Below are 12,582 nucleotides of genomic sequence, written 5' to 3'. Positions count from 1 at the left end.
TATAATTAAGGCCCAAAATTAATATAATTTTTATAACTGTAAGATGCACAAACAAAATTTTAAAATAATTTTATCATTTCTCCTTATCCTGATCAGCAACTTTGTATTCTCTCAAAAGAAGTTTACAATCGTTCTGGATGCGGGACACGGAGGAAGTGATCATGGAGCCAACAGGACTTATTCTGACATTGGAAGGATTGCTGAAAAAGACATTACACTCGCTATTACCTTAAAAGTGGGGGCAATGTTGGAGAAAAACAGAGATTTCAAAGTAATATACACCCGTAAGATCGATGAATATCCTTCTCTATCCGACAGAACGAACCTGGCTAACAGAAGTAAAGCAGATCTTTTCGTATCCATTCACTGTAATTCTGCACAAAGACCTACAGCCTATGGTACGGAAACTTATGTTCAGGGACCCAACCAAAACAATGAGAACCTTGAAGTGGCAAAAAGGGAAAATGACGTAATTTTTCTGGATGAAAAAGATAAGCAGACCTTCGGGTCTTATAATCCCGACTCTCCTGAGTCTTTGATTGCCCTAAAACTTCAGCAAAGCAAATATCTGGAATCCAGTCTTCTTCTGGGAGGATTGGTAGAAGATAATTTTGTGAATAAAGACAAAAGATTTTCCAGAGGTGTTTTTCAGAAGAACCTTCACGTTCTCCGTATGAATGCCATGCCTTCTGTACTGATAGAAACCGGATTCATTAATCATCCGGAAGAAAGTCATTATATTGCCTCCGAAAAAGGCCAGGAAGAAATTGCTGAAAGTATTTATAATGCAATCATTGATTACAAAAAAGCGGTCGACAGAAAATCCGGCGGATCTGTTGCAATAAAAAAACAGGAACCTGAAAAACCGGCAGAAGCTCCTCTGAAAAACGATTTCAGAATACTATTGATGAGCTCTCCTACAAAGTTTAACGAAAATGATCCCGCTCTTAAAGGGTTAAATTATATCCTGACTATCAAAGAGAACGGACAATACAAATATTACTATGCAGTCACCAATATGGCCTCTGTAAAAGATATCAACCTTAAGACAGCCAAAGATGCAGGATTCAGAAATGCTTTTGCGGTAGGATTTATGCCAAATCAGAGAATCAGCATGGGATATTATACGATAGAAGTCTACTCCGGAGACAAACTGAATGGCAACTCTTACATCCTTCAAAACCTGAAAGACGTGGAAAGAGAAAAAGACAATGGAGTGTTTTATTATACGTATGGGAAAGTATATACCCTGGAAGACGCTGCAAAACTTCAAAAAGAGCTTGAAGCTAAAGGCATCAAAAACACGGTGATACAAAAAGTATATAAATAATTTAAAAGAATAATTTTGAGGTTTAAAAGTTAATTATTACTTTTGCAACCTCAAAATTTGGCCTATTCGTCTAGTGGTAAGGACTCAAGATTTTCATTCTTGCAACAGGGGTTCGATTCCCCTATAGGCTACTAAACTTCACCACTCAATCCCTGATCAATACAAGGTTCAGGGATTTTTTATTCCAAAAGTCAACGGGGGATCTCTACGAATTTTAAAAGAATGCCTTTACACCACTTGTACAGGGCGAATTTCGAAAATCTTTTTTGATCTCTAAAATTTTTCTTTCCTTTTGTTAGCTTTTTGTTTCTGGAAATTGGCGCTCGGGAATATTTTCTTGCTCTTAGGGCTGAAAGCTCCTTGAATTTGCATCTTTTGTTTGAAGAGGAGGTTTTGATTGAGAAAAACAGAAACAGGCTCAAAACAAGCCCGTTTCTGTTTATAAAGTTTATTTTAAATAGTGAATTATTCTTCAAAAAATCGATGCCAATTTATTTGATTTCGATAATCTTCTTTGTTTGAATTCCAACGTTAAACTGAATTGCCAATTCCAAGAGTCTATCTGAATCAATTAATACAATTTTATTGTGTGGATTTTGATTAGCTGCATTCAAAGCTTCATTAGTAAAAGTAGAAGTAGTAATAAACACTCCTTTCGTAGTGCCTTTCAAATTTTGTGCATCAAAAAAATCACACCACATTTTTAGCCTAATTTTCTTGCTTTTACCATAGCTCTATGTTAGCAGAAGTTTTTATTTGTAGTTGATTTTGTGATCTAATTCAATTGGGTTATTTTCTTGTAGAATATTATTTTGCATTTCTTTACTCTTTATTGAAATATCCATTGTATTACCATTCGGGTCGGTAAATGTAACTGTTTTTCCCATTCCCACTTTTGAATTTACATCATATGGATCATTAAAATATGATTTTGCAAGTGTTTCATATTTTTTCCAATCAATTTTTATTGCTTTTGTGCGTGCGTCAAAAATATTCCCGCCTTTTTTGACTTCTATCAAATTAAATGAATATTCATTGTTTGAATCTTGAATAGAAACAATCAACCCAGGTAAACCATTGAAAATATAGGGACCGTCTCCAAAAGGCAATTCTGTAGTAAACCAAGCAATCCAGTTTCTTCCCCCATAATTTGTTTCTGCTTTTTGAGATTTATATTTTCCAATTATTTTTTGTTCGGAAGATATTTTCCAATTTAATATTTCCTCAATTGGAAGAAGATAATCCGTTCCCAAATAAGTTATTACTTTTTCAATTCTTCTTTGAGTCAGATTCTTTTTGACATAGAATTGGTTTTCAACACCCATTTTAAACCTTCCGTTTCCATTATTCAACTTTATTGAATCTGTTTTTTTGTCTTGTGATTCTCTAAAAATTGAAATATTATTTTTTAAATCCAAAATCATAAGATCGGAATTAACATCATCTGGTTTTTCTGAATTTAGTTTGTATTTTGTTTCGTAAATAAAGCTTAATTTTTGCGAGAAGCAAAATGTAGAAATTCCAAGAAAAAATATAATAAATTTCATTTGTGACTAGTATTTGTTTAAAATTTCTGTTAACGGAAAAAGTATCGACGAAGTGCGGGCTAAACGGCTGAAAGTTCTGCTTAGACTGAACAAAGCAAATACTTTTTCCTTGCTAAATTACTGTTTTTTCGAGGAATAAAAAGTATTTGCGGATAAAACTTGTTGACGGAAAATGCACGGCACATCTACGAAATTTCGACAAAACGTGTATGGGGAAAGTATCAAATAAAAGAAGTGAAAATCAAAACAATTTTGTTATATTTGCCAACTCAAAATTATTTGAACAAAGAAAACTAGCCTATTATTTAACCTATAGGCTACAAAATTTGATATCATGCCGGATTTGAAAATACAAGAAGCAAAATTGCTTTTTAAAAAAGTCCACTCTAACCCAAAAAGTTACGATTTACAAATCAATGAAGAAGGGATTACAGGCAGGGATGATAAAATAAGTTTCAGACTTTACAGGACTGGAGAAAGGGTTGCTTTTGAAGTAACAATAGACGAACTTACTTTCACCAATACCACTGGAGAATGGAACAATGCACTGATCATGCTTGGAAATACGATCAAAAAAATAGAAAAAGAACAGGAAAATTTAAAAATAGAACAAGCAATAGATAAGCTTAGAAAGTACCTTTCAGAAGAAAATTAAAAATTTTCAAAATAAATTTGGTAGTTAAAGAAAAAGTTTATAGTTTTGCACTCACATTTAAACGATATGGCAAATCATAAATCAGCTCTAAAGAGAATTAGACAAAACGAAACTAGAAGACTTCGTAACAGATATTATCACAAGACTGCTAGAACAGCATTGAAGACCTTAAGAAATGAGGAGAACAAAGCTGCTGCTACAGAACAGTTGCCAAAAGTTATCGCTTTATTGGATAAATTAGCTAAGAAAAATATTATCCACAAAAACAAAGCAGCTAACTTGAAAAGCAAATTAACAAAGCACGTTAATAAATTAGCGTAAAAATATAGCTGGCCCGTTCGTCTATCGGTTAGGACCTCAGATTTTCATTCTGGTAAGAGGGGTTCGATTCCCCTACGGGCTACTTAAATCTTTAAAAACCACTGTAAAACATCAGTGGTTTTTTAAAGAAAAAGTAGAAAAGCTATATTTAAATAAAAAATCTAACCGGCCCGTTCGTCTATCGGTTAGGACCTCAGATTTTCATTCTGGTAAGAGGGGTTCGATTCCCCTACGGGCTACAAGATTAAGAGTTGATACTTATAAAAACAAAACTAACACATTACTTCGGTAATGGAAGATAGAGGGCCCGTTCGTCTATCGGTTAGGACCTCAGATTTTCATTCTGGTAAGAGGGGTTCGATTCCCCTACGGGCTACAAAAGAGACTTTTTCGAAAGTCTCTTTTTTTATTTACCATAGATCAGGCGCAAAAGCTGGGACTAAGCAAAAAGTTTGGCTAATCTGAATAGGAAAAATTTTACTCATATAAATAATCCGATTAATTCTTTACATCAAAATAATCTACCTTCTCTCATTGTAGACTATTTCTTCCCAATTTTTACGCCTGAAAATATAATCCAGTCCTGCTTTAGCTTCCCATTCTGATCCTATCTACTTCCTCTGCTCAATCAGCTTTATAAACTATAAACAAAGGATTTATTAAAAAAATCACCAAAAATGGAAATATTATTTTCTACTTTTCCTTTTAATGCCTAAATTTGAATAAAACTATTCATTCAAAAATAAATAACATGAAATTTAATTTACCTTTGGGAAATCAATTCTCTTTTAAAGCAGGATTAATGTCTTTATTTCTATTCTCTGCCACTACCCTTTCATTTGCACAGAATAGAATTTATGCTCACGCTCAAAGCTCGGGTGTATTTGGAGTAGCATGCCTAGGATGCCGTGTAGATAACCCTCTCAATGCTGTAGGAAGTAATGAAGACGATTATTCAACAATGGTATTGGGAACTGTACTTTTAGGAGGAATTCAGCAAACTTTACTTTTTCCGGATCTGAGATCCGACACAAGACTGGTTGTAGGTATTGGAACTGATAATATTCCTTTATCTGTACAATTACTAAGTGGTGTGACGCTGGAAACTATGAACGGAGGAACTTCCAACGATGACCGCAGAACAATAGATGTAAGTCTTCTGAAGCTGGGAGCTACACCTAACAGAGGTATTGTAGAATTTAAACCGGATAAACCTTATGACGGAATCAGAATTGGATTGACCGGCGGAGTACTCAGCCTTGGGGGTGGGTTCAGAATATACTATGCTTACCAGGATCCATTAATTAATATCATGGCATTCAGCCAGAGCGGACAAGTTACTCTGGATGGAAACGTTCCTTTGGAAGGCTCTGAGGTTGCTCTTACCAATACATCTGGAAAAGAAGTATTCCGTTCTACGCTGAAATCAAAAACTTTTGATTCTAAACAGCCTGAAGGGGTTTATTTCATGACCGTTAAAACCAAAGAAGGAAAAATGTACTCACGTAAAATTATTGTTAAATAAATGATACCCTTAAGACCGGCTGATTAAAAAATCTGCCGGTTTTTTTATGCACATTTCAAAGAGATAAAAAATATTTTTATATTAATTAAAAATTAACAATAATTCGTTATATAATACAAATGTTTAAATTTCACTAAAAATTGAAATAAAATAACCAACATAATTATTTTATATGTAATTTTACTTAAAACTAAAATCTCAAAAATTAAACATATGAAAAACAATTTATTAGTGAGAAAGCATGCACTCAAAGCAGGTATGTCAGCTTTATTCTTATTTCTGATGAGCACAATGTCTTATGCTCAGATTACCAAAATCTATGCAAGCAGTCAAACCAGTCAGGTATTCGGAGTATGTATAGGTTGTGGAGTTCTGAATCCACTCAATGCCATCGGAAGCAATGAGGATGATTATTCTACACTGCAGGTTTCAATCGGGTTATTGGCAAGAACAGAACAGACCCTGATCTTCCCAAGCAGCAATATCAATAATAATACAAATAAACTTGTTATTGGAATTGGATCGAACGGAACTCCTTTATCCGCACAGGTTCTTGGCGGAGTTTCTATTGAAACATTTAACGGAGACGTATCCAACAACGACTACCAGAATCTTAACAATAATATCCTGCAACTTGGAGGTACGGATCCTAGCAAGGGAGAAATTGAACTTACGATGAATATTCCTTTTGACCGTATTAAAATCAATGTAAATTCAGGTCTTCTTAATTTAGGCGGTGAGCTTAGGGTTTACTACGCTTACCAATACAAAGACCCTTTTATCAACTTCATGGCCTATAATCAGGACGGTCAGTTTACTCTTGACAAAAATGTTGCGGCAGAAGGTTCAGAGGTCAGCTTAACGAATACTTCAGGAAAAGAAGTGTTCCGTTCCAAATTGAAATCAAATACTTTTGAAACGAAACAGCCTGGAGGTATATACATCATGACACTTCAGACGAAGGAAGGAAAATCTTACTCTCGTAAAATTATTATTAAATAAATGATAAAGACAAACCGGCAGACTTTTCAGTTTACCGGTTTTCTTTTTATATTCTTATGGAAGATTCCATAAAAATTCTCTAAGGTTCAATTCAGAATTTAAATTCCGATGTTCAGGAAAATACTGAAGCGCGATCTGGCTTCAATATCCCCTCCTGCAAGGTGGCTATATACAGGAAGCATCACTTCGCTTCCCAGGCTGAACTTTCTATAAGACGCTTCAAATCCCAGTTTTCCATACAGTGCACTTCCGGCAGTATTGGGTAAGCCTTCTCCAAACTGTTTGTTTTGGGCATATACTTCTCCCTGAAATCCTGTCTTCGCAGAAAAGTTAGTCTTTTCATTTCCTGTAATCTGATAAAACCCGGTTGCCGCATAGTTCCACTGATTCCCAAAATGGTAATTCTTTTTATTTTCCGTCTTAATAGTATAATCTGTATTCACCAGTACGGCTATTTTATTTTTTTGAAATTTATAATTCAAAGCTGCCTGATAATCCCAGCTTCCTGTTCCCAACTGAAAACTCGGATTGACTCCTGATATTCCTTTTTCATCAAATTTACCTAAAGGAACTTTGACTCCCAATCCTCCATTCAACTGATGAAAATTATTTTTAGAACTTATAAGCTGATAGATTCCCATCAGATTCAGATCTCCGATTCCATTGATTCTGATATCTCCCTGCATCGTCTTTTTTTCATGAAAGTGAAATGGCAGACTTGCATAGACGCTCAGTTTTTTCGCCACCGGAATTTTCCCCCATAGCTGAAGGGTATTGAAATACTGATCCTGAGTAAGATCTTTTACAAATAAATTCTCTTTTGCTTTGTAATGCTGAGCAAAGTATTTAATCCCGACAAACTGTGGATTCAATAAAGACTCAAATCCGGATGACCCGTTTCCTGCGGCACAACCACATGCATCACAATCGTCATCAAATTCTATTCTATTATGATAATTCTGAGAGATATAAGCACTGTCTATAATAGTTCCAGCGTGACTGAGATTAAATAAAACCAGGCTTATGATTATAATGATCTTCTTCATATTTTCTTTAAATTATTCTGCAAATTTTGGATTGGATATAAAATTTTTATCAGACAGTGTTTTCAGAAAGGTGACAATACGTTGTTTTTCCTGGCTGTTCATTGCAATTCCTATATGTCCGTTTTTCTTAAGCTGCGGGTCCAGATTGGTATTATCTTCCACCTGATCCGAATAGAAATTGAGTACTGCATCTAAAGTGTAAAATCTTCCGTCATGCATATAAGGAGCAGTATATTCTACATTTCTTAAACTTGGCACCCTGAATTTCATCCAGTCAACCTGATCAAGTGTCACACGGTAGCGCCCTGCATCTTTAAATTCAGTGTTATAATACATTCCGGTATTTCTGAAACTTTCATCAGTGAACAGTTCTCCACTGTGACAGGAAGCACACTTCTGACTGAACAATGCCATCCCCTGGGATTCTTCTGAGGTCAGCTGCTCCCTCCCCTGCCGGAATCTGTCATATTTTGAATCGGCTGATATCAATGAAGCCATAAACTGTGATAATGCTTTTAAAATTCTTTCACCTGTAATAGTTTCGTCTCCGTAAGCTGCTTTGAAAAGATTTTTATATTTCTGATCACCTTTTATTTTTGAAATAGCTTCCGGTATAGAACTGTCCATTTCATTCACATCAGTGATCGGGCTGATTGGCTGTTCATTCAAATTATGAATTACTCCATCCCACATATATCTTTTCAAAAAAGCCATATTTTGAATAGGTGGTGCATTCCGGATTCCGATTCTATCATCTACGCCATGGCTAACGGTATGCCCATGATGGGTGAATGCATTTTCCTGGATATGGCAAAAACCACATGAAATCGTATTGTTTCTGGATAGCCTGCCTTCATAAAATAATTTTCTTCCCAGCTCAACCCCGTTTTTGGTAGCGGGATTGGCCGATTTATCGAAAGTCATTTCAGGGAAATATCCAGGAAACTGCAGATTATAGGCTTCATCTTTTTCCAAAGGCTGCATTACCTCATCGGAACAGGAGATACAGCTTAAAAGAAAGATCACTACAACCAATACAGTCTTTATCAAAAAATTAATCATTGTGAACGTGATCTACTTTAAACATTTTGGTAAGGTTGTTCGTCACATCTACAAGATGCTGGCTGGATCCCATCATCATATCATTAGCTGATGTGAGTGCAAGAGCCTTATCTCCGCTTAAAAACTGATTCAGGTCTGCCAGAATATGAACAGAAGGTCTGATCTGCCCGGTTACTCTTGCAGTTGTAGGAAGATTAAGGATAATTTCGCGGTAAAGATCCGGAGTACCATTTGCCACTGTATTTCCCATATTTCCTGTATGGTTCATGAATTCCTGTGAAGGAGAACCGGAACCATATTTCCCTTCCAGCTTTACGAAAACATATCCTGCAGCCCATGACCACGACATTCCTTTCTGCTTAGCTCTGGTCCAGAATTCAGCCTGCCCGTCCTGTCCCAGCAGGTAAGCTTTCTGGCTGATACCCAAACCAAATCTTATTTTCTTATAATTATTTTTCGGAACACCATCAAGGTTAAGGTATACAATACCGGCTACTGCATCTGCCTGATCTACAATAAAGGCCCCTTTATCAGGGTTATTTTCATTGTATTTAAATTCATTTCCGTTCTCATCAATCAGCGTAATATTGCTGATTACATATTTTAAGGCTGAGAAGTTATGTTTCTGTCCCTGAGAAGAGGTCTGTACGGTCTGGTTTAAAATAATATCTCCTAAATTATTAAATCCGTTTTCAAATTTGATCTGGAGGCTTCCGGAAGTGGTATCCTGCGAATTATCATCATCTCTGTTTCCACAAGATGAAAGGGTAAATAAAGTAAAAGCAATAAAGAATAAGGATAAAAATTTATAGATTTTCATTGTTGATTTTTTAAGTTGAATACAATTTTTGAATGGATTGTTTTTGAATGTAAAAACATTCTTTTTACCATAAAAGGCACAAGCGTTTTCTACACTTAAGTTGTAAGTGATAAGTTTGCGCATCCTAAGAACACTTAAGTTTTTTAATCAGAGATTTTCAACTTATGCGGACTTTTACCTTTAATAAAGTAATGGTCTTACAATTGTGATTATTAAGAGCATTCTTTGGTGGCTTTTATGGTTAAAAAATGATTGTTGTAACTTAAAAAACCGGTGGTTTGAAAATGTGTTTCAGAAACAGAAAGGAATAGACTGCTTCATAGGGGAAAGTGAAATTGAGAACCGGAAATTTTTCTTCAGCAGAGATTTCCGCAATTTCAGGCAGGATATATATGTCAAGTATTTTTTGTCCTGAGTTTTTTGTTTTTTGTAAAGGTGAAGATTCTGAATCGTTGTTTTTTGCCAATTCTTTACTCAGGTAACATTTTCCATTACAGTGTATTTCCGGCCTTGATTTATTGATACAGAGAACTTTTGCGATATAATCATAATTTACGGCATACTCTACCACGGGGATCAGAGGTCTGAACACCATATAAAAAGTAAAGAGTATGCCGTAAAATAATTTCATGAAGTTACTTTTTGCTTAAAGCATCATCATATCTTTTGCTAACTTCTTTCCAGTTCAGCACATTCCAGATTGCAGAAAGGTAGTCTGCTCTTTTATTCTGATATTTCAGGTAATAAGCATGCTCCCAAACGTCAATTCCAAGGATAGGAGTTCCTTTTTCTTCTACGATATCCATCATAGGGTTATCCTGGTTAGGGGTTGAAGAAACGAAAAGTTTTCCATTTTTATCTACAGAAAGCCACGCCCATCCTGAACCGAAACGGTCTGCTCCGGCTTTACTCATTTTTTCTTTGAAAGCATCCAGACTTCCAAAAGCATCATTGATTGCTTTTGCTAATTTTGCTGAAGGCTGTGTATTTTTCTCCGGTGTAAGCATTGTCCAGAAAAGCTCATGGTTGTAGTGCCCACCTGCATTATTTCTTACCGCAGGAGTCATCTTGGAAGTTTCAGCCAGGATCTGAACCAAAGTCTGTTTTTCCTGTGGCGTTCCTGCAATAGCCTTATTCAAATTAGCTGTATAAGCAGCTCCATGTTTTGAATAGTGAATTTCCATCGTCTGAGCATCGATAGAACCTTCCAGCGCATTATACGCATATGGCAGAGGGGTCTGCTTGAATTGTGCCAGTGTAAACTGAGCGGCAAAAACTGCACTTAAAGCAGCTATTTTCATAATCTTCATAACGTTTTGTTTTATGGTTAAACAATATTTTTCTGGGATGAAAGATAAATTCTCCGGGATAAAGTAATTCCGGCTGGAAAACAACCGCAGACTTCTTCCTGGCTCATAACGTTATCTTTCAACTTATTATTTCAGTAATTTCTTAATATCTTCTATCAGAATTTCTCTGTCCGGGTGATATTTCCCATTTAACCTCGGGCTTTTACCTTCCGGATCATCATAATTCAATCCTGAGTAATACAGAATCGGCATATTCTCTTTATTATACCGGCATCTGATATTTCCTTCCTGATCTACCAGTGCTATCATCCCGCTGTGATTCAGGCTCTCTCCTTCATCTTCTTTATCTCCCACATAGATATTAAATTGCTCAGCAAGATTACCAATATACGTTCTGTCTCCGGTCAAAAAATGCCAGTTGGGAGACTTTGCTCCTATTCTTTGGGCATGTTCTTTCAGAGCTGCGGGCGTATCATTTTCCGGATCGATGCTTATGGAAATAATTCCAAAGTTGGGATCGCTGACCTGATTTTGAATGGCCTTCATATTGGTATTCATTACAGGACATATCGTAGGGCATTTGCTAAAGAAAAATTCTACCAGATATACTTTTCCCAGCATATCTTTGTTGGTAATCTTTTTACTGTTCTGATCAGTGAGTTCAAAATCAGGAACTTTCATTACCGTATAAAGGTTATTCTTAAAGTACCCCATCCCTACTCCTATTCCCAGGAAAAGCAAAGCAATTACAGCAATGGGTATAATGACTTTACTCTTGTTATTGGCTTTATTATTTTTGGGCATATTTTTCAGGATTTTTTTTAAATTCATCTTTACAGTAAACACTGCAAAAACCATACGTTTTATTTTTATAGACTGCAGTATCTTTAAGAAACTCCGCAGTTTTCATATGACAGATCGGATCTTCTGCGTTGACTACCTGCACATTTTTTATATTTTCTTTGGAAGAGTTCATATGGCTTTTGTGCTTTACCTGAGGCGTTTCTTTGGCACAAGACATGAATGAGATGGACATCATAGCGCCCAAAATAATTAGAGATTTCATTTTAATGTTAAATTGAAATTAATAATGTTGAATAAAATGATCACACAAAGTATAAGTCTACGATTCACGAAACAATTAGTGTAAAAAACACATAAGTGTTTAAAAAGAGTTCGTGTGATTTTCACAAACCACCATTGCTCCGCGTATCTTTAATTGCTTATTAGTGAAAGATTTAAAAATCTTAACCTATAAACTAAAAACATAGTTTATATTAAGCATCTACATTAACGGAGGATGGAAAATTCTTGAAAAGAATTCTGAGGAATGAGAGTTAAAGTAACTGGGATCCGGAATTTCTGTGAGTAATCCGGAGCCAGGCTGCCCTGAAAAGGAAAGGATTTCATTAGAAAGAAAGACGTCTAAGCCGGCAATCTTAATAGTTTGTGAGCTATTGGACTGTTTTTCTGTTTTTGCCAGTTCTTTTTCCACATAGCATTTACCCTTACACGTTGATTGTGGTATATCTCTTTTCTCGCAAAGATTTTTTACGATATAGTCATAATTCACAGCATAGTTTACCAATGGCAAGACTGGACGTATTGCAACAGTAAAAATGATGAATATGGAAATTAATAACCTCAACGCTTCAGTTTCTCTGCTGCAAATATACTACTTCGGAATTATTTTATCATTCATTTATGATGAATGTCATTGACGGTGAATGTTAATTTTTTATAGAGGGTTTTGTCGGATCATCGTAAAAGCACAAAATTTTATATTACAGGAAGCTTCAGGGTGCAAAATTCTATCTCCGGTACAATTTGCTTCTGTTTTACATCTGTTACCTTTGAAAATTACGGAACTGTGTCTGTCGCCTTCATTAGATTATTACGAACTTTGAGTAGATTATTTGAACTCTATAGGTTGATTTCTATATTCAAGTACAAATTAGTTCTTT

Annotated in this window: 15 protein-coding genes and 4 tRNA genes; 9 read left to right on the top strand and 10 right to left on the bottom strand. The window is 35.5% G+C overall.

From position 1 onward, the window contains the following. Positions 1 to 43: 43 nt before the first annotated feature. Positions 44 to 1,330, top strand: coding sequence for an N-acetylmuramoyl-L-alanine amidase family protein (locus AC27VX_RS02860; RefSeq protein ID WP_236857090.1), 1,287 nt, complete (start codon positions 44 to 46; stop codon positions 1,328 to 1,330). 59 nt (positions 1,331 to 1,389) lie between these two features. Next, positions 1,390 to 1,461: transfer RNA gene (locus AC27VX_RS02855), tRNA-Glu, on the top strand. 360 nt (positions 1,462 to 1,821) lie between these two features. On the opposite strand, the gene AC27VX_RS02850 is transcribed toward AC27VX_RS02855, so the two are convergent. Both AC27VX_RS02850 and AC27VX_RS02845 read right to left on the bottom strand, forming a co-directional pair. Next, the gene (locus AC27VX_RS02850; RefSeq protein ID WP_488693744.1) at positions 1,822 to 2,031 is read right to left on the bottom strand and encodes a restriction endonuclease; all 210 of its coding nucleotides are present in this window, start codon (positions 2,029 to 2,031) and stop codon (positions 1,822 to 1,824) included. A gap of 51 nt (positions 2,032 to 2,082) precedes the next feature. Then, entirely contained in the window at positions 2,083 to 2,877 is a 795-nt protein-coding gene (locus tag AC27VX_RS02845) for a GLPGLI family protein (protein ID WP_488693743.1), read from the bottom strand. A gap of 334 nt (positions 2,878 to 3,211) precedes the next feature. On the opposite strand from AC27VX_RS02845, the gene AC27VX_RS02840 reads away from it, so the two are divergent. The 7 genes from AC27VX_RS02840 (at position 3,212) to AC27VX_RS02810 (ending at position 6,380) form a co-directional block, all read left to right on the top strand. Then, on the top strand, positions 3,212 to 3,532 hold the full coding sequence (locus tag AC27VX_RS02840) for a hypothetical protein (RefSeq protein WP_076353227.1): 321 nt from the start codon (positions 3,212 to 3,214) through the stop codon (positions 3,530 to 3,532). 66 nt (positions 3,533 to 3,598) lie between these two features. Beyond that, positions 3,599 to 3,853: a 30S ribosomal protein S20 gene (rpsT, locus tag AC27VX_RS02835; protein WP_076353226.1), complete on the top strand. Its 255-nt coding sequence runs from the start codon at positions 3,599 to 3,601 to the stop codon at positions 3,851 to 3,853. Between the two features lie 10 nt (positions 3,854 to 3,863). After that, positions 3,864 to 3,935 (top strand) — tRNA-Glu (locus AC27VX_RS02830). 85 nt (positions 3,936 to 4,020) lie between these two features. Further along, positions 4,021 to 4,092 (top strand) — tRNA-Glu (locus tag AC27VX_RS02825). 65 nt (positions 4,093 to 4,157) lie between these two features. Next, positions 4,158 to 4,229 (top strand) — tRNA-Glu (locus AC27VX_RS02820). 375 nt (positions 4,230 to 4,604) lie between these two features. After that, positions 4,605 to 5,378: a T9SS type A sorting domain-containing protein gene (locus AC27VX_RS02815; RefSeq protein ID WP_236857089.1), complete on the top strand. Its 774-nt coding sequence runs from the start codon at positions 4,605 to 4,607 to the stop codon at positions 5,376 to 5,378. Between the two features lie 213 nt (positions 5,379 to 5,591). Beyond that, positions 5,592 to 6,380: a T9SS type A sorting domain-containing protein gene (locus AC27VX_RS02810; RefSeq protein WP_236857088.1), complete on the top strand. Its 789-nt coding sequence runs from the start codon at positions 5,592 to 5,594 to the stop codon at positions 6,378 to 6,380. A 98-nt stretch (positions 6,381 to 6,478) separates the two neighbouring features. On the opposite strand, the gene AC27VX_RS02805 is transcribed toward AC27VX_RS02810, so the two are convergent. The 8 genes from AC27VX_RS02805 to AC27VX_RS02770 form a co-directional block, all read right to left on the bottom strand. After that, complete coding sequence (locus tag AC27VX_RS02805) at positions 6,479 to 7,426, bottom strand: transporter (RefSeq protein WP_236857087.1); 948 nt, start codon at positions 7,424 to 7,426, stop codon at positions 6,479 to 6,481. Between the two features lie 12 nt (positions 7,427 to 7,438). Further along, positions 7,439 to 8,488: a cytochrome-c peroxidase gene (locus AC27VX_RS02800; protein WP_236857086.1), complete on the bottom strand. Its 1,050-nt coding sequence runs from the start codon at positions 8,486 to 8,488 to the stop codon at positions 7,439 to 7,441. Then, positions 8,481 to 9,308, bottom strand: coding sequence for an MbnP family protein (locus tag AC27VX_RS02795; protein ID WP_488693742.1), 828 nt, complete (start codon positions 9,306 to 9,308; stop codon positions 8,481 to 8,483). The genes AC27VX_RS02800 and AC27VX_RS02795 overlap by 8 nt, the downstream gene beginning before the upstream one ends. Positions 9,309 to 9,570: 262 nt before the next feature. After that, positions 9,571 to 9,939, bottom strand: coding sequence for a hypothetical protein (locus AC27VX_RS02790; RefSeq protein ID WP_488693741.1), 369 nt, complete (start codon positions 9,937 to 9,939; stop codon positions 9,571 to 9,573). Between the two features lie 4 nt (positions 9,940 to 9,943). Continuing rightward, a complete protein-coding gene (locus AC27VX_RS02785; RefSeq protein ID WP_300686614.1) occupies positions 9,944 to 10,618 on the bottom strand; it encodes a superoxide dismutase in 675 nt (224 codons plus the stop codon). A gap of 126 nt (positions 10,619 to 10,744) precedes the next feature. Then, positions 10,745 to 11,422: an SCO family protein gene (locus AC27VX_RS02780; protein ID WP_236857083.1), complete on the bottom strand. Its 678-nt coding sequence runs from the start codon at positions 11,420 to 11,422 to the stop codon at positions 10,745 to 10,747. Beyond that, on the bottom strand, positions 11,409 to 11,684 hold the full coding sequence (locus AC27VX_RS02775; RefSeq protein WP_236857082.1) for a YHS domain-containing protein: 276 nt from the start codon (positions 11,682 to 11,684) through the stop codon (positions 11,409 to 11,411). Before AC27VX_RS02775 ends, AC27VX_RS02780 begins: the two co-directional genes overlap by 14 nt. A 219-nt stretch (positions 11,685 to 11,903) precedes the next feature. After that, a complete protein-coding gene (locus AC27VX_RS02770; RefSeq protein ID WP_300686619.1) occupies positions 11,904 to 12,266 on the bottom strand; it encodes a hypothetical protein in 363 nt (120 codons plus the stop codon). Positions 12,267 to 12,582: the final 316 nt, after the last annotated feature.

Source organism: Chryseobacterium sp. 14P4.3.2 (genome assembly GCF_057799275.1).
This window is presented reverse-complemented; position numbering and strand designations above follow the sequence as displayed.